Source organism: Nocardioides sp. Arc9.136 (genome assembly GCF_030506255.1).
Taxonomy (GTDB): domain Bacteria; phylum Actinomycetota; class Actinomycetes; order Propionibacteriales; family Nocardioidaceae; genus Nocardioides.
Genome location: NZ_CP113431.1, coordinates 2726592 through 2745523, shown reverse-complemented (window position 1 = coordinate 2745523; position 18932 = coordinate 2726592). Strand labels below are relative to the sequence as shown.

Annotated in this window: 15 protein-coding genes; 12 read left to right on the top strand and 3 right to left on the bottom strand. The window is 75.2% G+C overall.

Features of this window, described 5'->3' with window-relative positions:
* The first annotated feature begins 402 nt into the window (after positions 1 to 402).
* The 7 genes from OSR43_RS13240 to OSR43_RS13210 all read left to right on the top strand — a co-directional run bounded on the left by OSR43_RS13240 (position 403) and on the right by OSR43_RS13210 (position 8343).
* Positions 403 to 1806: an ABC transporter substrate-binding protein gene (locus OSR43_RS13240; protein WP_302267043.1), complete on the top strand. Its 1404-nt coding sequence runs from the start codon at positions 403 to 405 to the stop codon at positions 1804 to 1806.
* 93 nt (positions 1807 to 1899) lie between these two features.
* Positions 1900 to 4218 (top strand): ABC transporter permease, encoded by a 2319-nt coding sequence (locus OSR43_RS13235; RefSeq protein ID WP_302267042.1) that lies wholly within the window; start codon positions 1900 to 1902, stop codon positions 4216 to 4218.
* The gene (locus OSR43_RS13230) at positions 4205 to 4960 is read left to right on the top strand and encodes an ABC transporter ATP-binding protein (RefSeq protein WP_302267041.1); all 756 of its coding nucleotides are present in this window, start codon (positions 4205 to 4207) and stop codon (positions 4958 to 4960) included. Before OSR43_RS13235 ends, OSR43_RS13230 begins: the two co-directional genes overlap by 14 nt.
* Positions 4957 to 5709, top strand: a complete 753-nt coding sequence (locus OSR43_RS13225; RefSeq protein ID WP_302267040.1) for an ABC transporter ATP-binding protein — start codon at positions 4957 to 4959, stop codon at positions 5707 to 5709. The genes OSR43_RS13230 and OSR43_RS13225 overlap by 4 nt, the downstream gene beginning before the upstream one ends.
* Positions 5710 to 5712: 3 nt before the next feature.
* Complete coding sequence (locus tag OSR43_RS13220; protein WP_302267039.1) at positions 5713 to 6066, top strand: hypothetical protein; 354 nt, start codon at positions 5713 to 5715, stop codon at positions 6064 to 6066.
* Between the two features lies 1 nt (position 6067).
* Complete coding sequence (locus OSR43_RS13215; RefSeq protein ID WP_302267038.1) at positions 6068 to 7495, top strand: amidase; 1428 nt, start codon at positions 6068 to 6070, stop codon at positions 7493 to 7495.
* A gap of 161 nt (positions 7496 to 7656) precedes the next feature.
* On the top strand, positions 7657 to 8343 hold the full coding sequence (locus OSR43_RS13210; protein ID WP_302267037.1) for a hypothetical protein: 687 nt from the start codon (positions 7657 to 7659) through the stop codon (positions 8341 to 8343).
* 7 nt (positions 8344 to 8350) lie between these two features.
* Here the strand turns inward: OSR43_RS13210 and OSR43_RS13205 are convergent, their stop codons facing one another.
* Positions 8351 to 9037 (bottom strand): response regulator transcription factor, encoded by a 687-nt coding sequence (locus OSR43_RS13205; protein ID WP_302267036.1) that lies wholly within the window; start codon positions 9035 to 9037, stop codon positions 8351 to 8353.
* On the bottom strand, positions 9034 to 10440 hold the full coding sequence (locus OSR43_RS13200) for a sensor histidine kinase KdpD (protein ID WP_302267035.1): 1407 nt from the start codon (positions 10438 to 10440) through the stop codon (positions 9034 to 9036). The genes OSR43_RS13205 and OSR43_RS13200 overlap by 4 nt, the downstream gene beginning before the upstream one ends.
* A 619-nt stretch (positions 10441 to 11059) precedes the next feature.
* On the opposite strand from OSR43_RS13200, the gene OSR43_RS13195 reads away from it, so the two are divergent.
* Genes OSR43_RS13195 through OSR43_RS13175 form a run of 5 tightly spaced genes read left to right on the top strand, consistent with a single transcriptional unit; the run spans position 11060 to position 17871 of the window.
* Positions 11060 to 12775, top strand: a complete 1716-nt coding sequence (locus tag OSR43_RS13195) for a hypothetical protein (protein ID WP_302267034.1) — start codon at positions 11060 to 11062, stop codon at positions 12773 to 12775.
* Positions 12772 to 14475: a lipopolysaccharide biosynthesis protein gene (locus OSR43_RS13190; RefSeq protein ID WP_302267033.1), complete on the top strand. Its 1704-nt coding sequence runs from the start codon at positions 12772 to 12774 to the stop codon at positions 14473 to 14475. Before OSR43_RS13195 ends, OSR43_RS13190 begins: the two co-directional genes overlap by 4 nt.
* Positions 14457 to 15356 carry a sulfotransferase gene (locus OSR43_RS13185; RefSeq protein WP_302267032.1) on the top strand — a complete coding sequence of 300 codons (900 nt, stop codon included), beginning with the start codon at positions 14457 to 14459 and terminating at the stop codon, positions 15354 to 15356. Before OSR43_RS13190 ends, OSR43_RS13185 begins: the two co-directional genes overlap by 19 nt.
* Positions 15353 to 16681, top strand: a complete 1329-nt coding sequence (locus OSR43_RS13180) for a methyltransferase domain-containing protein (RefSeq protein WP_302267031.1) — start codon at positions 15353 to 15355, stop codon at positions 16679 to 16681. The genes OSR43_RS13185 and OSR43_RS13180 overlap by 4 nt, the downstream gene beginning before the upstream one ends.
* Positions 16678 to 17871, top strand: coding sequence for a hypothetical protein (locus OSR43_RS13175; protein WP_302267030.1), 1194 nt, complete (start codon positions 16678 to 16680; stop codon positions 17869 to 17871). Before OSR43_RS13180 ends, OSR43_RS13175 begins: the two co-directional genes overlap by 4 nt.
* A 46-nt stretch (positions 17872 to 17917) precedes the next feature.
* Here the strand turns inward: OSR43_RS13175 and OSR43_RS13170 are convergent, their stop codons facing one another.
* Entirely contained in the window at positions 17918 to 18931 is a 1014-nt protein-coding gene (locus OSR43_RS13170) for a hypothetical protein (protein WP_302267029.1), read from the bottom strand.
* Between the last annotated feature and the right edge of the window lies 1 nt (position 18932).

Below are 18932 nucleotides of genomic sequence, written 5' to 3'. Positions count from 1 at the left end.
GCGTTCTCCTGGCGGGCTGGTCCGGCGACGTCGGTACCAGTGTCGTCGCGCGCGTGACGGGGGCCACAGGCGACGTACCGATGAGCGGGACTCGCCACGGGCATGCCTGGCGCGCGGGAGGCAGTCCCGGTCACCGGGACCGTCCCGGATCGGGTGGTCCCGGTCACACCCATGCTCTGCCACCAGGTACGAGTCCCCACCGACGCCGGACCGGCGGAGGCCCGGGGACGTCCGCTCGCTCGTCGCACTCGGGAGCGCGACCCATGCCGGTCACCGGCTGCCACGCACGACGTACGGCAGCCCACCCGGCCCCTTTCCCCGTCTCTGCAGCACCCCTGCAGCACCGCTGCACCCACCCCAGCCCTGTCGCCGTCGGCGGCCGGCGAGAAGGAGAACACCCAGATGCGAAACCTCAGGAGCGTGCGCGCCGCCCGGCTGGGCGTCGCCGCCCTCGCCCTGGCGCTCACCGCCACCGCGTGCGGCTCGGACCGGAGCGAGGAGGACGGCAGCCAGGCGAGCGCAGGCGGCTCCTCGGAGTCGGCGGCCACCTCGGCCACCGCGTTCGGCGACCTCGAGTCCCCCTGCGGGGAGGGCGACGCCGCCGGCGCGACCGACCAGGGCGTCACCGACGACGCGATCACCATCGGCTACGGCGACGACCGCGGGTTCGCCGCGGCGCCCGGCCTGAACCAGGAGATGGGCGACGCGGTCAAGGCGATGATCGCCTGGTGCAACGAGCAGGGCGGGATCAACGGCCGCGAGGTCGTCGGCAACCAGTACGACGCCGCGATGACCAACGCCGCCTCGGTGGTCCAGAAGTCCTGCAAGCAGGACTTCATGCTGGTCGGCCAGGGCTTCGCCTACGACGAGGCCGCCGAGCAGTTCCGCGTCGGCTGCGACCTGCCGACCGTCGCCGGCTTCGTGATCGGCCCGAACTCCGCGATGGGCCCGGACAAGTTCGAGCCCGTCCCGCTGCCGGTCGACCGCTACAACTCCGCGATGCTCGCCTCGGCCATGGAGGTCTACCCCGAGCTCAAGGAGGCCGCAACCGGCCTCGGCTCGACCTCCCCGGCGATCTCGCAGGGCGTCAACAAGGTCCTCGACGCGATCGGCAAGCTCGACGGCAACGTCGTCGACTGCGGGGTCACGATCAACCAGGACGGCGAGGCCAACTACGTGCCGTTCGCCGAGAAGCTCAAGGACTGCGACGCGAAGGCGCTGTGGATCACCAACACCCCCACGCCGATCGCCTTCGGCCTGCTCGAGGCGCTGCAGCGCGTCGACGCCGGCAAGAAGTACGTCTTCGAGTCCACCTGGTACGGCGACGTCACCAGCCAGTGGAACGCCCAGTCGGGTGCCGCTGACGGCCTGCTGACCGGCCTGGTCTTCCAGCCGATGGAGAACGCCGACGCGGTCCCGGCCGTCCAGGACTACCTCGACGTGGTCGTCGACGGCGCCGGCGCCAAGCCGGGCCTGCTGGGCATGCAGGCCGTCTCGGCCTTCCTGCTCTGGGCCGACGTGGCCAAGGACTGCGGCTCGGACCTGACCCGCGAGTGCATGGTCGAGGGCCTGTCGGGGGTCCACGAGTGGACCGGTGGCGGCCTGCACGCCCCGGCCGACCCGGGCGCCAACATGCCGCCGAGCTGCGCGCTGGTCGTCCAGCTCGAGGGCGACACCTTCGAGCAGGTCTACCCGGAGACCAAGGGCGAGTTCAACTGCGACGACTCCTACGTCCTCGAGACCGACCCGGCCAACTCCGGCGTCACGCTCAACGAGGACCGGCTCTCCACCGCCTTCCTCAAGTAGCCCTTCTCGTCGCGTCGCGGCCGGTCGCCCTCCGGCGGCCGGCCGCGGCACGACCAGCGACCTGTCCGAGGCGACCTCCGAGGTGAGCCCCGCATGACCCTCTTCCTGACCTTCACCGTCCTGGGCCTGGTGCTCGGCTCGGTGTACGCCATCGCCGCCTCCGGGCTGGTGCTCACCTACAACACCTCGGGCATCTTCAACTTCGCCCACGGTGCGCAGGCCATGATCGGCGCGTTCCTCTACTACCAGCTCCAGGTGGTGTGGGGGGTCCCGACGCTGCTCAGCGTGCTGGTGCTGCTCCTGGTCGTCGGACCGCTCATGGGCTTCCTGCTCCACCGCTTCATCATGGGTGGCCTGCGCGACACCGCGGAGGTCACCAAGATCGTCGTCACGGTCGCGATCCTGCTCGGCTTCGTCTCCCTGTCCCACTGGGTCTGGGACCCGCAGGAGGCGCGGATGTCGAAGATGTTCTTCGGCGCCGACAGCTACGTCACCGTGGGCGGCGTGGTCATCCGGTACCACGAGATCATCTGCCTGGTCGCCGCCGCGGCCATCGCCGTCGGGCTGCGCCTGCTCTTCACCCGCTCCCGCATGGGCGTGCTGATGCGCGCCACCGTCGACGACCCCGACCTGCTGCGGCTCAACGGCCACGACCCCGAGCGGATCGCAGGTCTCGCCTGGGCGCTCGGCTCGACCCTCGCGGTGCTCGCCGGCATCCTGATCACCCCGGTCGCCGGTGGCGCCCTCGAGGCCAACGCGCTCACGCTGCTCGTCATCGACGCCTTCGCCGCCGCGCTCTTCGGCCGGCTGCGCAGCATCCCCCGCACCTTCGTCGGCGCGGTCGTGCTCGGCCTGGCCAGCACCTACCTGGTCGCCTACGCGCCGTCGGAGTGGACCTGGATCACCAACCTGCGCGACGCGCTGCCGATGATCATCTTGTTCATCGTCCTGCTGGTGCTGCCCCAGGACCGCCTCCGCGGTGCCGCGGTGCGCACCCGCGAGCGCTACGAGGTGCCGACCGTGCGGCGTGCGGCCGTCTGGGCGGGCGTGATGGTCCTGCTCACCGTGGCCTACCGCCAGCTCATCGACGACTCCAGCGTCGGCACGCTGCTGCTCGGCCTCTCCTTCGCCATCGTGGCGCTCTCGCTCACCCTCCTCACCGGGTACGCCGGCGAGCTCAACCTCGCCCCGATCGCCTTCGGTGCGATCGCCACCATCGTCGCCTTCCACAGCGGCATCGACGGCGAGGGCCTCGACGCCCGGATGAGCGTCGTGGGGCTGGGGCTCGGCGTGCTGGCCGCCGCGCTCACCGGCGCGGTGGTCGCGCTGCCGGCGCTGCGGCTGCGCGGGCTCTACCTCGCGCTGGCCACCCTCGCCTTCGGCGGCATCGTCTCCTCGATGGTGCTGCGCGAGACCCAGACCCGGTCCTGGTTCGGGCACGAGATGGCGCTGTTCCCCAACGGCAACCTGATCGTCTCCCCGCTCGCCGTCGGCCCGCTGGACCTGGGCGACCAGGACACCTTCCTCTACACGGTCGCGGCCGTCTTCGCCGTGCTCGGCGTCGGTGTCGTCGCGCTGCGCAACAGCGGCTACGGCCGACGGCTCGCCGCGATGAAGGACAGCCCGGCGGCCGCCGCGATGCTCGGCCAGCGACTGGTCCGGCTCAAGCTCTCCGTCTTCATGATCTCCACGGGCATCGCGGGCCTCGGCGGCATCTTCATGTCGATGGCGCTGACCTCGGTCACCTCCGAGCACTTCGTCTACACGCTCAGCCTGTCGCTGGTCATGCTGACGGTCGTGGGCGGCATCGGCTACGTCAGCGGGGCGCTCTTCGGCGGCCTGCTCGCCGGCGGCGGCTTCGCGCTCATCGTCGGCACCTTCAACGAGCTCTCGATCGACCACCCGGTGCACGCCGAGACCTTCGGCATCCTCTCGCACCTCTTCCTGGTGGCCACCGCGCTCATCGGCATCGGCGTGGGGGACAACCCCAGCGGCAACTTCCACCAGATCTTCCACGGGCAGCGCCGGCTCGCCCGGGCCCCGGAGGCGCGGTACGCCGCGGTCGCGGTCACCGCCGTCCTCTACGCCCTGGCCTACGCCGAGGTGATCGGGACCTGGACGTTCACGATCGTCGTGCTGGTGCTCTGGATGGCGCTGCCGGCGCTCGCCACCGCGCTGCGCCCGCACCGGATGCTGACGCCCGAGGCGCTGGCCGCCCGGCGGTCCGCGCCGCCGGAGCTGGTCGGCATCGACGAGCCGTACCCGCCGGTGCTGGCCGAGCACCTGGACCGCGAGCTCGGCCTCCCCGCGCGGCACCGCGCGCTCCCCGTCACGGTCGCGGTGCCCGCGCCGACCGGGCCCACCCGTCCCGCCGCCACGCCCGAGGAGGACACCCGCCATGTCCCTGCCTGAGACCACCCTCGCGCCGCTGCTGCGCACCGACGGGATCGTGGTGCGCTTCGGCGGCAACACGGCCGTCAACGACGTCGGCATCGACATCCACGCCGGCACCGTGACCGGGCTGATCGGCCCCAACGGCGCCGGGAAGACCACCCTCTACAACTGCATCACCGGCATGCAGCGGCCCGACGCCGGCCGGGTCACCCTCGACGGGGAGGACATCACCCGCACGCCGCCCGGGCGCCGGGCCCGGATGGGGATGGCGCGCACCTTCCAGCGCCTCGAGCTGTTCCTCTCCCTCAGCGTCCGCGACAACATCCGCGTCGCCGGGGACATCGTCAAGGCCAACACCCGCCGCAAGCTCGACGTCGAGGCGGAGACCGACCGGGTCCTGGAGCTGACCGGCCTCACCGACGTCGCCCACCTCGACGTCTCCGACATCCCCACGGGCCGTGCCCGCGTGGTGGAGGTGGCCCGCGCGCTGATGACCGGTCCGCGCCTGCTGCTGCTCGACGAGCCGGCCTCGGGCCAGACCGAGCACGAGACCGAGCGGTTCGCACAGATGCTGCGCGGCCTGGCCGACGACGGGCTGGCGGTCTGCCTCGTCGAGCACGACCTGCCGCTGGTCATGGGCCTGTGCTCCCGCATCCACGTGCTCGACCACGGCGTGCTGATCGCGTCCGGCACCCCCGCGGAGGTCCAGGCGTCGCCGGCCGTCATCGAGGCCTACATCGGGACGGAGGCCGTGGCGTGAGCACCAGCACGGACCAGCCCGAGCCGACGGTCGTCGCGACCGTCGTTCCGGAGTCCCCGGCCGTCGAGCTGGTCGGCGTGCGCGCGGCGTACGGCGCGATCGAGGTGCTCAAGGGCGTCGACCTCACGGTCCCGGCCGGCTCCGTCGTCGCGCTGCTGGGACCGAACGGCGGCGGCAAGACGACCACGATGAAGGTCGTCAGCGGGCTGATGCCCCTCACCTCCGGTGAGCTGCGGCTCTCGGGGCGGAACGTCACCGGCATCACTGCCACCGAGGCGAGCCGGCTCGGCGTCTGCTCGATCCCGGAGGGGCGCGGCATCTTCGCCAACCTCACCGTCCGCGAGAACCTCTGGGTCGCCACCGGCACCGGGACGCGGATGGCCGAGATCGAGGAGGTGGCGTACCGCCGCTTCCCCAAGCTCGGCGACCGCCGCAACCAGCTCGCGGGCTCCATGTCGGGCGGCGAGCAGCAGATGCTCTCGCTGGCCCGCGCCCTCGGGACCGACCCGGCCCTGCTCCTGCTCGACGAGCTGTCGATGGGGCTGGCGCCGATGATCGTGTCGGAGATGTACGACATCGTCGGCGGCCTGGCGGCGGAGGGGATCTCGATCCTCGTGGCCGAGCAGTTCGCCCGCGTCGTGCTGCCGATCGCCGACACCGCTGCACTCATGCTCGGCGGCCGCGTGGTGGAGGTCGGGACCCCGGCCGACATCGAGGCCGAACTCTCCACCACCTACCTGGGAGGCTGACCCATGCTCACCGAAGAACGCCGCGCCGAGTTCCACCAGCAGGTCGCGGACCACAAGCTCAAGGCCGACGGCTCGAAGTCGGACCGTCCCCTGCGGATCATCGGCATCCTGCTGATGCTCGGCGGCGTGGTGGGCGCGTTCGTGTCCTACAACGCCTCCCTGGCGCAGTCCGACCTGCGCGACATCACCTCCAGCCAGATCCTGGCCATCTCCTGCCTCACCCTCGTCGTCGTCGGCGCCGCGCTGTACGTCGCGACCGCGGTGGCCCGCGTGCTGCGGCTCTGGCTGCTGCGCCAGCTGGTCGAGGGCCAGAACCAGGCCGACCAGATCACCACCGCACTGCGCGAGCGCGCCTGAGGTGGCCGCGCTCGACGACGCGACCGGGATCGCACGGGCCGTCCGCGCGGGCGAGGCGGACCCCCGGGAGGTCGTCGAGCGCGCGATCGCCCGGATCGAGGAGCTGGACGGCACGCTGAACGCCGTCGCCCACTCCCGCTTCGAGGAGGCGCTCGCCGAGGTCGACGCGGGCCTGCCCGACGGGCCGCTGCGAGGCGTGCCCGTGCTGGTCAAGGACCTGTACGCCGACGTCGCCGGCCTGCCCTCCACGCGCGGCAGCCGGCTGTGGGCCGACCACGTGCCGGCCGCCGACAGCGAGCTGGTCCGGCGGTACCGCGCGGCCGGCGCGGTCGTGCTGGGGACCACCAACGTCCCCGAGCTCGGCCTCAACGCCAGCACCGAGGGAGCGCTCCTCGGGACCTGCCGCAACCCGCGTGACACGGGCCGGTCCACCGGCGGCTCGAGCGGCGGCTCGGCGGTCGCGGTCGCCACCGGGATGGTGCCGGTCGCCACCGCCAGCGACGGGGGCGGGTCGATCCGGATCCCGGCCGCCATGAACGGCCTCTTCGGGCTCAAGCCCGGTCGCGGCCGCGTCAGCCCGGCGCCGTACCCCTCCCTGCTGGCGGGGCCGGTCAGCGTGCACCACGCGCTGACCACCACCGTCCGCGACAGCGCGCTGCTGCTCGACCTGACCCACGGGTCCCTGCCCGGCGACGCGTTCGGGGCGCCGACCCCCGCGGCCTCCTGGGTGGAGCTGGCGGCGCGCGCCCCCGGCCGGCTGCGGGTCGGGTTGGCGGTGGCGCCCGGCGACGGGGAGCCCGCCCACCCCGAGGTGCTCGCCGTGCTCCGCTCGGCCGCCGACCTGCTCAGCGACCTGGGCCACGAGGTCGTCGAGACCGTCCTGGACCACGCCCTGGCCGACTCCCAGGGCGGGGGAGCGGCGCTGATGGGCGCCGGCCTGGTCGCCGCGGTGGACGCCCGGCTGGCCGAGCTCGGCCGCGGGCTGCGTGAGGACGACCTCGAGCCGTTCACCCGGCTCCTCCTCGAGCACCACCGGTCGACCACGACCGGCGCGGACGTGGTCCGGGCGCTGGAGACCGCGCAGCGGGTGGGCTGGCGGCTCGGCCGCCAGCTGAGCCGCGCCGACGGCGGCTTCGACGTGCTGCTCAGCCCGACGCTCGCCGAGCCCGTCCCGGCCCTCGGCGTGCTCGACACCGCGCGGCCGGAGACGATCTGGGAGCACGCCGGCAGGTACGCCGCGTTCACCAGCGTCTACAACCTGACCGGCCAGCCGGCCATGTCGCTGCCGCTGGGGACCGACGCCGCCGGACTGCCCGTCGGCGTGCAGGTCTCCGCCGACCTCGGCCGGGAGGGGCTGCTGCTCGCGCTGGCGACCCAGGTCGAGGCGGCCGCGCCCTGGCAGCGGCACGCTCCGACCCCGGAGGCCTAGGAGCCGGCCCGCACGAGCCGCTCGCCGGCCCGAGCCGCCGGACCGGTGCTTGCCGCGCACGGGGCACGTCTGCCAGGGTCGCCGACGGGGGGAGGAGCGACTGCTCGTCCTGGGGATGGTGTCGTGCTGCCTTGCGCACACCTCGACGCGGAGGGACAAGGGTGGACACGACCCGGGTGCACCGACCTGTCCCGGTGGTCGCCGACCAGAGGGTGTTCGGCGAGGTCGTCGCCATGGCGCTCGAGGGCCGGGGCGTCCCGGCCACCGTCGAGCCCTGGCGGGCCGGGCTCGCCGACCCCGTGCCGCACGACCCCGGCCGGGTCGGCGCCCTGCTCGTCGCGGCCGACGACGCGCTGGCCCTGGCCGGCGCGGTGGCCTTCGTCGGGCGGTCGACGTCGAGGTGGCTCGTCGTCACCACCGGACCGCCGGGGCCCCGGTGGGGAGCCCTGCTGCACGCCGGGGCCTGCGAGGTCGAGGACACCACCGCGGACGTCGACCGGCTCGTCGAGGCCGTGCGCGGGGTCATGGTCGGCGCCGGCTCGCGGCACCTCGCCACCGTCGGCGCCTTCCGGCGGTGGGCCGTGGAGTCGCCGTCCTCCGCCGTCCTGCTCGAGCGGCTGGCCCGGCTCGACTGGCACGAGCGGCACACCCTGCGCGCCCTGCTCGAGTCGCGGTCGGACGCGGACGTCGCCGCGCTCGTGGCGCTGGCCGCCGGACCCGACCCGGCCGACCGGCCGGCGGTGTTCGAGACGCTGCTGCGCACCCTGGGGGTCACCACGACCACGGCCGCCGTGGCGGCCGTCCGGAGGCTCGAGCACTCCTGGGCGGGCCCCACCCGGCACGGGTGAGCGCCGGTCACCCGCTCGGCGGCACCCAGCCGACGTGGTGGGCGAGACCGACCGCGGCCAGCTGCGAGGACACCTCGAGCTTGGCGAGGATGGACTTCACCTGGGTGCGCACGGTCGCCTCGGAGACGAACTTCTCGGACGCGATCTCCCGCACGGCCTTCCCCTGCACGAGCAGCGCGAGGACCTCGCGCTCGCGCTGGGTGAGCCGGTCGAGGCGCTCGCGGGCCTGCTGCTTCTCGCTGCGCTGGTCGTGCCAGAGGCGCAGCAGCTCCTCGCGCTCGGCGACGTCGGTGACCGGGAGGCCCTGGACCAGGCGGCGCACGGTCGCCAGGATCTCGGTCAGCGGGCGCGACTTGCTGATCACCTTCCGCGCACCCAGGCGCAGGCACTCACCCCACCGCCCGCGGTCCGGGCTGGCCGTCACCACGACGACGTTCACGCCGGCCCTCGCCAGCGGGCCGATGAGGCGGGCGGCGTCGCCCAGCCGGCCGAGGTCCAGGTCGAGCAGGACCACGCGCGGCCGGGTGCCGAGGACCGTGGACAGGATCGAGGCCATCGAGCCGCCGTCGTCGGGGATCGGCACCCGCCGCACGTCGTACCCCTCGACGGTGAGCACCATGTCGAGGGAGTCGGCGAAGAGCGTGTGGTCCTCGACCAGCGCCACCCGGGTGGCGTTCCGGGTGCCGCTGCTCACGAGGCCCGCTCCGCGCTGCCGCCCTCGCTCGACGCCGGCGCAGCGGGCAGGGTGAGGACGAACGTCGCCCCGCCGCCCGTGCGGGTCTCCAGCCGGAGGTCGCCGTCCTGCTCGTTCATCAGCCGGAGGGCGATGTTCAGCCCGATGCCCTGGCCCGACGAGCGCCGGCCCCGGTGGCCCCAGGCGAACACCTCCTCCACCAGGCCGGCCGGGACGCCGGGGCCACGGTCGCAGACCTGGATCTCCACGTCGTCGCCGGTCGAGCGGGCGTCGATGGTGACGTCCGTGCCGGCGTGCTGCGCGGCGTTCTCGAGCAGGATGTTGACGACCTCCACGAGGTCGTCGGGGCGGCACCGGACCTGGAGGCCGCTCGGCTGCCAGTGCACCTGGCGGCCCCGGGCCCGGTGGGCGGTCACCAGCGGCTCGAGCGCCGTGCCCAGGGCGACGTCCTCCAGCGGGCCGGTGCGGCGCCGGTCCACGAGCCGCTGCAGGCGCGCCATCTCGGCGTCGACCATGCGCTCGAGGTCGCGGCGGCGGGCCTGCGCCGGGAGCTCGCCGGAGTGCAGCAGCCGGGAGGCGTGGGCGATGCCGGCGATCGTGGCGCCGACCTCGTGCAGCCGGGCCCGGTCGGTGCGGACGTCGGCCTCGAGGTGCTCGACCCGCTCGTGCAGGCCCCGGATCGCTCCGCGCTGGCGCTGCAGCTGGTGCTGCAGCAGCGCGAGGCCGGCGGTGACGAGCACGACGCAGCCCGAGACGGTCAGCAGCACCGACGCGCCGTCGCCGACCGCGCCGCCGATGCGCGTCGGGGCGCTCAGGAGGTGGGCGCCCGCCAGCAGCACGACGGCGGCCGCGACGCGGGCGCGCACCCAGAGCGGGGAGCGGGGGAGCCGGCCGATCAGGACGGCCCCCACGAGCTGCAGGAGGACGAGCACGACCGCCGCCCGCCGCAGGGACGCCTCGGTGAGGTCCATCGAGGGCAGCTCGAGCACCCCGCCGCGGACGAACGTCGTGAGGAGGCCGCAGAGCAGGCCGAGGACGAAGGGGTCGAGGCGCAGCACGTGCCGGGCGGCGAGCACGGTCACGACCACCACGACGAGCTGGACGCCGAGGTCGACCATGGCCAGCCACCCCGCGTGCTGGGCGGCGGCGCCGGGCTGGGCGAGGTGCACCGCCGACGCCCCGAGTCCCTGCGCGCCGACGAAGGTGACCCCGGCCGCGAGCCACCCGGTGGTGCTGTCCTGGCTCATCCGCCAGCTGATGTAGAACAGCAGGCCCGCCGCGAGGACCGACGGGTAGACGCACAGCTCGTGGGCGAGCGCGGCGTACCGGACGCTCCGGCTGGCGGGCACGAGCAGGTAGACGACCGGGAGCGGCGCGACGACCAGCACGAGGACGGTCAGCACCTGCCCAGCGGCCCCTGGTCCGCTGCGCATCCTGGACGACGTCGTTCCGGTCCTCATCTCCCGCCTCCGCCGGTGTGCACCGAGTGGACGCTGGAAGCCCGAGCTCACAGCTACCGACGCTGCCCCCGCGAGAAGGACCTGACTGCTTCCCCACCACGTGATCGGCCTGCTCATGACGAGCAACCGTCGTCATGTCCAGTCCGTGCGTCAGATGATCTTGTCGGGTATACCGCAAAGTGGGGAACTTCACACTCCCTGGTTGACGAGAACCGGAGAACTTCCGGCCCGGCCCGCGGCCGGAGCCCGGCCGGAGCTCGAGCAAGAGCCCCGGCCGGGCCCACCAGCCAGCCGTTGTGACGGCCCGGGCGCTGGGCAGGCGAGCCGCCCTCGGGGGTGGGGGTGGGGCGGTCGCGGCGCGGGCGGTCCTGGCTGGTGGGCCGGCTCCGACGACGATGCCGCAGGCGATCACCCCTCCGCATCACTGATTTGAGGGAGCAGTGGTCGTCGGTCGGCGGCGCGGGGCAGCGGCGTCCCCAATACGGGGGAAGAAGGTCCGGCAGCGCTGCCCGGGCCGGAGGTGCGACCCGACGATGGCGGCTCCCAGCGAGAGGAGCCTGTCGTGCTCGACCGGACCCACCAGGTGGCCACCACCGAAGACGTCCACCGCCGCCGGCGTCGCCGTGCGCGGGCGGCTGCCGCGCTCGCCATCGTGCTCGGCGTCGTGGCCGGCGGCCTCGCGGGGACGTGGTGGGGGCTCCGGCAGGCCGAGGTGCACGAGGCGTCCTCCGTGGTGCTGGTCAACCCGCTGGAGGGCAACCCCTTCAGCCCGGACGGGCGCGGCGACGAGCTGGTGAACCTCGAGACCGAGGCCCAGCTGGTGCGCTCCGACGTGATGGCCGAGCTGGTGGGGGCCGCGCTCGGCGAGGACGCCGGCGCGCTGCTGGCCGGCCTCTCGGTCTCGGTCCCGCCCAACACCCAGCTGCTCGAGGTCTCCGCCCGGGCCGCGACGCCTGAGGACGCTGCGCTCCGGGCGCAGGCCTTCGCGGAGACCTACCTGGACTTCCGGCAGAGCCGCACCGAGTCCACGCGCTTCGACCGCGCAGCCGAGCTCGAGGAGCAGATCCGCGACCGGCTCGCCGAGCAGGAGACGCTGTCGGACCAGCTGGCCGCGGCACCGCCGCGGACGTCGCGCTCGGCCGTGCTCACCGAGCAGGTCGTCAACATCTCCGCCCAGATCGACGAGCTGCGGGCGCAGCTCGGCGCGACGCGCGGCTCCACGCCCGACCCCGGGCAGGTGGTCACGCCGGCGGTGGTCGGCAGCACCGGCCTGCCGGGCGGGACCGTGACCGCGGGCCTGCTGGGCGCTGCGGTCGGCGGCGTGCTGGCCTGGCTCCTGACCGCCGGTCTGGGCCGGGGCGGCCCGGCCGGGGAGGTCGACCCAGCCGGCAGCGCCCGCGGGCCCGGCAGCTCCGGCAGCGCCGGGGGCCACGCCGGTGCGGTGCCGGGCATCGGGGCGCGCCTGCCCGCCCCGCTGCTCGGTGCGGTCCCGGCCGCGGCCTCGGCCGAGGCGGCCGTGCCGCTGCGTGCCGCGCTCCTCGCCGCCGAGCGAGCACGCCCGCTGACGGTCCTGCTGAGCCACCCGACCGACGCGGCCGGGTCCGCCAGCGCGGTGGGCCTGGCCCGGTCGCTGGCCGCCGCGCACCTGCGCACCGTGCTGGTCGACGTACGGCGCCCGCTGGGCCCTCCCGGCCGCGGGCTCGCCGACGTCCTGCGCGGTGACGCCTCGGTCGACGAGGTGGCGCTGGGGGAGGGGAGCCACCTGCGGATGCTCGGGGCGGGCACGACGCCCCAGCACCTCGACGACCTGGCGGCCAGCCCGGAGGCGGCCCGGCTGCTCGCGGAACTGCGTGCCGACGCCGACGTGCTGCTGGTCTGCACCGGTGGAGCGGCCGATCCCCGGACCCAGGCGCTCGCGGCGTTCGCGGACACGGTCCTCCTGGAGGTCCACGAGCAGCGCCTCGGTCCCGACGAGCCGAGCGGCGCGGTCGACCTCGAGTCCGACGTCGAGCAGCTGCGCCGCGTGGGAGCAGCCTCGGTCCTCCTGGTGCTCGTGACCCCGGCCCCCGCTCGTGCCGCGGCTCCCGAGGCTGCTGCGCCGGGGACCACCGCGACCGCCCTCGGTGCCTCGCCGGCGCGGTCGGGGGTGCTCGCCCGCTCGTGGCGGCGGGTCCGCCTGGGCGCGTCCCGGGTCGTGACCGGTCGCAGCGCTCCCGTCCCGGCCGCGGCGACGGGTCCGGGTGCCGCGAGCTCGCGGGGGCCCGGGAGCGTGCGGTGACGCAGGGGGCCTCCGAGCACCTGCGGCAGGTCGCCCGAGGGGGCCTGGTCGGCCTGCTCGGCTCGGCGTTCGCCGCCGTCTGCGGGCTGGCGCTGACCGTGCTGGTGACGCGCGGGCTCCCCGCCGGCGAGGCCGGGCTCTTCTTCGCGGTGGTCGCCCTCTTCGTCATGGTCGCCACGGTCTCCGGGCTGGGCGTCGACACGGGGCTGGCGCGGTTCCTCCTGCGCCTCGAGGCGCAGGGGCGGGGGCAGGACGTGCGCCGGGCCGTGGTGGTGGCGGCCGTCCCGGCCGGGCTCGTCGCCTGCGCCGTCACCGTGCTCGTCGTGCTCCTCGCCGGGCCGATCGCGTCGGGAGCCGGCCTCGGCGACGAGGGCGCGACGGTGGTCCGGCTGGCCGCGCCGGCCCTGCCCTGCTGCGTCCTCGCCGACGTCATGCTCGCCGCGACCCGCGCCTTCGGCCAGATGGGCCAGACCGCGGTGGTCGACCGGGTGCTGCGTGCCGGCGCCCAGGTGGCGGTGGCGGCCGTCGTGCTGTCGGCCGGAGCCGGGCCCGCGGCGCTCGCCCTGGGCTGGTCGGCGGTCTACGCCGGCTCGCTGGTCCTCGCCGCGGCGGCGCTGCGGCGGTGCCTGCGCGCCCGACCGAAGGGCGCGGCGACGGTCCCCGAGCGGTCGCTGGCCCGGGAGTTCTGGTCGTTCACGTGGCCCCGCGGCGTCGCCGGCCTCGCCCAGGTGGCGGTGCAGCGCGCCGACATCGTGCTGGTCACCGCGCTCCTCTCGCCGCTGCACGGTGCGCTCTACACCGCCGCGACCCGCTTCGTCGCCGTCGGGCAGATGGCCAACCAGGCCATCCACCACGTGCTGCAGTCGCGCTTCACCCTGCTCCTGCTCCGCCGCGACGACGACTCGCTGGGCCGCACGTTCTCGGTGACCACGGCCTGGGCGGTGCTGCTGGTGTGGCCGGTCTACCTCGTCGTGGGCGCAGCGGCGCCCGTGTACCTCGCGATCTTCGGCGAGGAGTACGTCACCCGCGGCGCCGTGATCACGGTGGCGGTGATGGCCTCCACGATGCTGCTGGCGGTGGCCTCCGGGCCGGTGGACACGCTGCTCCTCATGGCCGGCCGCAGCGGCCTCAGCATGGTCAACGGGCTGGTCGCCCTCGCGGTCGACGTCGCGGCGTGCCTGGTCCTCGTGCCCCGGGTCGGCATCGCCGGTGCGGCCCTGGCCTGGGCGCTGGCGCTGGCGGTCCGCTGCTCGCTCGGTGTCTGGCAGGTCCGCCGTGCCGTGGGGCTGACCCGCTCGATGTGGGCCGCACCCGCGCTCGCCGGCGGCGCCGCCCTGGCCTGCTTCGGCGTGCCGGGCCTGCTGCTCGCCCTGCGGGGCGACCCCTCGCCCGGACCCGTGCTCCTCGTGGCCGTGGCCGGCTCCGGCGCCTACGCGGTGCTGCTGGTCGCCCTGCGTCGCCCGCTCGGCCTGGGCGAGGCGGCGGCCGCCGTACGCCGCCGGGCCGGCCGCGAGGCAGCCACCACCCCCACCGCGACCGCCGGCGACCCGGCGCAGCCGCACCCAGGAACCCCGCCGCTCCCGACCGGGGGCGGCACCCATCCAGACGACCGGATCCCCGGCGCGGCACCCATCCGGGTGCCCGGCGGGGGAGCGGCGCGACCGAAGGAGAGTGACGAGCCGTGCTTGCTCGAGACCTGACCCGGCAGCTGGGCGACCACCTGTCCCCGCGCACCACGAGCCGGCTGCGGGCCGCGCTGGGGGCGTGGGGGTGGCTGACCGCACCGGTGCGGATGGAGCCCGACCTCCTGGTCGTGGGGGCCCAGCGGGCCGGCACGACGACGATGTTCCGGCTGCTGTCCGAGCACCCCGACCTGGTGCGGCCCACCGCGACCAAGGGCACCAGCTACTTCGACGACGAGTACCACCGCGGTCCGCGCTGGTACCGCTCCCACTTCCCGGTCCGCGCACTGGCGGCGCTGGCCCGGCCGGGGCGTGACCTGCGCGCCTTCGAGTGCAGCGGGTACTACCTCTTCCACCCGCTCGCCGCCGAGCGCATCGCCCGCGACCTGCCCCGCGCCCACGTCGTGGTGCTCGTCCGCGACCCCGTCGAGCGGGCCCGCTCCGCCCACCGGCACGAGGTCGCCCGCGGGTTCGAGTCGCTCCCGTTCGACGCCGCGGTCGCGGCGGAGAAGCAGCGGCTGGCCGGCGAGGAGCAACGGCTCGTCGACGAGCCGGGGTACCGCAGCCAGGAGCACCGCCACCACGCCTACGTCGGCCGCGGGCGGTACGCCGAGCAGGTCCAGCGCCTCGTGGACGCCCTCGGCCGGGACCGCGTGCACGTGGTCGACGCCGACCGGTTCTTCGCCGACCCGGTCCCGCAGTTCGTCGCGCTCCAGCGCCGGCTCGGCCTCTCGGTGTGGGTGCCCGCCGCGGTCGAGCGGTGGAACGCCCGTCCGGCCGATCCACTGCCCCCCGACGAGCACGCCGAGCTGCTGCAGAGGTTCGCGGACTCCGACGCCGCGCTCGCCGACCTGCTCGGCGAAGAGCCGTCCTGGCGGACCGCGGCGGTGACCCGATGAGCACGCTCACCACCGCCCTGCACCGCTCCCGGGTCCGCGGGCTGCGGCACCGGATCGGACGACGCATCCACGACGGCACCGCGGCGGGGACCGCCGCGGTGGGCCGCGCGCCGATGCCGCCGCCGCTCAAGAAGGCGCTCTCGGTGGCCGTCTGGCACCAGGGCACCAGCCGGGTCCCGCTCGCCAAGGTGCTCCTGGGCGGCCAGAACGGTCTGCCCGCCTCCGCCGTCGCGGAGGCCACCGGCGACCTGCTCTGGGGGTCGCGGACGATCGCCGACGGGCCGCACGCGGCCCTGCTCCGGGCCGGCCGGGAGCGTCCGCTCACCGACGAGGAGGTGCTCGCGAGCGAGTACGCCGCCCTCGCCCGCGCCTGCATCCGGGTGTCGGGGCAGTACTTCGGGGCCACCGACGACGCCGGCGTGCTCGAGATCGCCCGGGAGTTCCTCGCCCGGGCGGCGGACGCGACCGACCTCGGGACGGCCGAGCGCGAGCCGACCCGTCCGAACCAGAGCGCCGCCGGCTCGCCGGTCCTGCTCGCACCGGTGCGGGACTCCGACTGCTACCAGGTCGTGGACGGCCACCACCGGCTCGCCCTGGACGTCGAGCACGGAGCGGTCGCGGTCGAGGCGCGCGTGCGCCGGCTCGCGGTCAGCACCCCGCTGCAGGACGTCCTGGACTCGATGTCGTGGATCGGCGGCGAGCACGAGCTCTACCAGCCCGTCGACGCCCCCGAGCTCCGCCGGTCCTGGCGGGTCGTGCGTCGCTGCACCGACCGGCTCGAGGCGATGTCCCCGCTGCTCGAGGAGGCCGCGGCGGGCAGCGACCACCCGACGTACCTCGACGTGGCCGCCTGCTACGGCTGGTTCGTCAGCGAGGTCGGCAAGCGGGGCTTCGAGGCCGAGGGCATCGAGCGGGACCCGGCGGCGCCGGGCCTCTCGGCGGCGCTGCACGGCACCGACCCCGGGCACATCCACACCGGCGACGCCGTGGACTTCCTGCGCGCCGCCGAGCGCCCGTGGGACGTCGTGTCGTGCTTCAGCCTCCTGCACCACTTCGTCCTGGGCCGCGGCACGTCCTCGCCCGAGGAGCTGGTGCGGCTGCTCGACCGCGCGACCGGCCGCGTGCTCTTCCTGGACACCGGGCAGGCGCACGAGCAGTGGTTCCGCGAGTCGCTCCCGGAGTGGGACGCCGAGCACGTGCGCTCCTTCCTCGCCGAGCACACGACGTTCGACCGGATCATCGACCTCGGTCCCGACACCGACGCCGTCGTGCCCTACGAGCGGAACTACGGCCGTCACCTCTTCGCCTGCGTGAGGGACCGGTGACGAGCCCGGCGGCGTGGCCGGCCCCACCGGTCCCTCCGCCGGACGGGGCGCTGGTCTCGGCGTTCCGGTCGTTGTGGCCCCGGGCGACGCTCGCCGAGGGGTCCGCCGGGGCCTGGGCGCTCGTGCCGAGCGCCCGGACGCCACGCCTCGTCGTCCCCGTGGGCTCCCGCCTGGCCGCCGCCCGCTCCCTGTGCCGCTTCAGCACCGACACCTCCCTGCCGCAGGCGGTACGTCGCGTCGTCGGCGCCGCCGTCGTCGGCACGACCCGGGGCGCCGTGCTCGGCACGCGGGTCGAGGTGACCGGCGCCTCGGAGGACTCCTTCGCCCGGCACCTCGAGGAGCTGCTGGGGCACCCGGTCGTCTTCTCGGTCGGCGTGGGCTCGGAGCGGGTCAACCGGAAGCCGGTGCTGCAGGTCTTCGACACGTCCGGGCACACGGTGGCCTTCGTGAAGATCGGCGACTCCGAGGTGTCCCGGGTCGACGTGGCGGCGGAGGGCGCCCACCTGCGTCGGGTGGGAGCCGTCCCGCTGGAGCTCCTGCGCGTCCCGCGCGTGCTGCACGAGTCGGTGTGGCACGGCCGGGTGGTGCTGGTCCTCGAGCCGCTCCCGACGGGTCGGCCGCGACTGTCCCCGCTGCCTCCGGCCCCGCCGGCCGAGGCGATGGCCGAGCTCGCCTCGGCGTTCGCCGAGGCGCCGGGGACCCTCCGGTCGCTGCCCTGGTGGGCCCGGCAGCGTCGCGCGGCCGCGGACCTCGCCGACCCCGCGTGGTGCCGGCGGCTGCACGACGCGATGGACCGCGTGGAGGAGGCGTCGGGCGACCACGTGTGGTCGGTCGGCGCCTGGCACGGCGACTGGACGCCGTGGAACATGGCGCGGGCGCGCGGCCGGGTGCAGCTGTGGGACTGGGAGCGGTTCGAGACCGGCGTCCCCCACGGCCTGGACCGGCTGCACTTCGCGGTGAACGTCGCGACCACGCGGCGCGGCACGACCCCGGCGACCGTCCTGCAGGCGGTCACCGCCCCGGCGACCGCGCGCGAGGACCGGCCCGGGCCCCGGGGCGTGCTCGCCGCGGCGTACCTCGTCGCGGTCACCGAGCGGTACCTGACGCTGGCCTCCTCGGCCCAGGGGGCCGCCATCCGCGACCGGGGGCTCTGCACGCTGACGGCGCTCGAGGACCTCCTCGACCGGTGACCGGGCCTGGTGGGCCCGGGTGGGCCCGGGTGGTGGGTCAGCCCTGTCAGCGCACCCACCAGGCGCGCGGGCTGCTGAGCAGGGTCTCCCGGAAGGCCTCCTGCTTCGTGCGGGTCTCCAGCGGCCACGAGCCGATCGAGTTCAGGTAGGAGTCGAAGTAGGTGAACGCCACCCCGCCGTAGTGGACCAGGTCGGCGTAGGTCTCCTGGATCCACCGGGGCTCGACCTCCGCGGCGGTGTCGGTGATGCCGGTCTCCGCCAGGCCCCAGGCCACGTCGTGGGCGGCCGCCCAGGCCGCGATCGGCGCGAAGTACTCCGCCCCCAGGTCGGGCCACTCCAGCTCGGTCCGGCCCCCGCGCGTGACCCCGACGTCGTTGTAGACGTCGAAGCCGGCGAGGTCGATCGTGACGTCGCGCGGCCACACCCGCTCCAGGGAGTACTTCTCCTCGCCGTACATCTGGTTCCAGCCGGTCAGCACGACCGTGAACCCGACGTTGTCCGCGAGGCCGCGCACGAGCGGGGCCAGCCGCTCCTGCATCCGCCGCCAGTCCTGGATGTCGCCGTCCCCCTCGGGCTCGTGGTGGAAGGCGACCCACACCGGGCCGGGGAGACGGGCGAGGCGTCGTGCCACGCGACGGGCCCAGGGGTCGCCGTCGCCGGCGGCCATCGCCGCCCAGTCGGTGGGCAGCTTGAAGCTGATCCAGGGCAGCCGGCCGCCGCGGAGGTCCTCGCGCGCGGTGCGGACGGCGCGCGCGACCTGCCCGGGGGTGTAGAAGGTGCGGCGGATGCCCAGCGGGCGCCCCGCCGCGGCCTCCAGCGACGTCGGCGGGGTGTTCGCGCCGTGCGTCGCCCCGACCAGCGCGCCGCAGGTGGGCAGCCCCCGGGTGGTGAGGGGGCAGTCGACGCCGGGCCCGGCCTGTGCGGCGGGTCCGGCGACCGTCGTGCCGGGGTCGGGGGCGGCGGCGCGCGGCACGCCGGGGGAGGTCGCGAGCAGCGCCCACAGGACGCCGGCCGCGAGGACGGCGGCGAGCGCGGTCGAGGCGCGTGCGGAGATGGCCACC

What these genes read in the sequence shown, in the direction of transcription:
- OSR43_RS13180 (WP_302267031.1), top strand. Translation starts at nt 15,353, where the DNA reads ATGAGCACGCTCACCACCGCCCTGCACCGCTCCCGGGTCCGCGGGCTG.
- OSR43_RS13230 (WP_302267041.1), top strand. Translation starts at nt 4,205, where the DNA reads ATGTCCCTGCCTGAGACCACCCTCGCGCCGCTGCTGCGCACCGACGGG.
- OSR43_RS13220 (WP_302267039.1), top strand. Translation starts at nt 5,713, where the DNA reads ATGCTCACCGAAGAACGCCGCGCCGAGTTCCACCAGCAGGTCGCGGAC.
- OSR43_RS13240 (WP_302267043.1), top strand. Translation starts at nt 403, where the DNA reads ATGCGAAACCTCAGGAGCGTGCGCGCCGCCCGGCTGGGCGTCGCCGCC.
- OSR43_RS13235 (WP_302267042.1), top strand. Translation starts at nt 1,900, where the DNA reads ATGACCCTCTTCCTGACCTTCACCGTCCTGGGCCTGGTGCTCGGCTCG.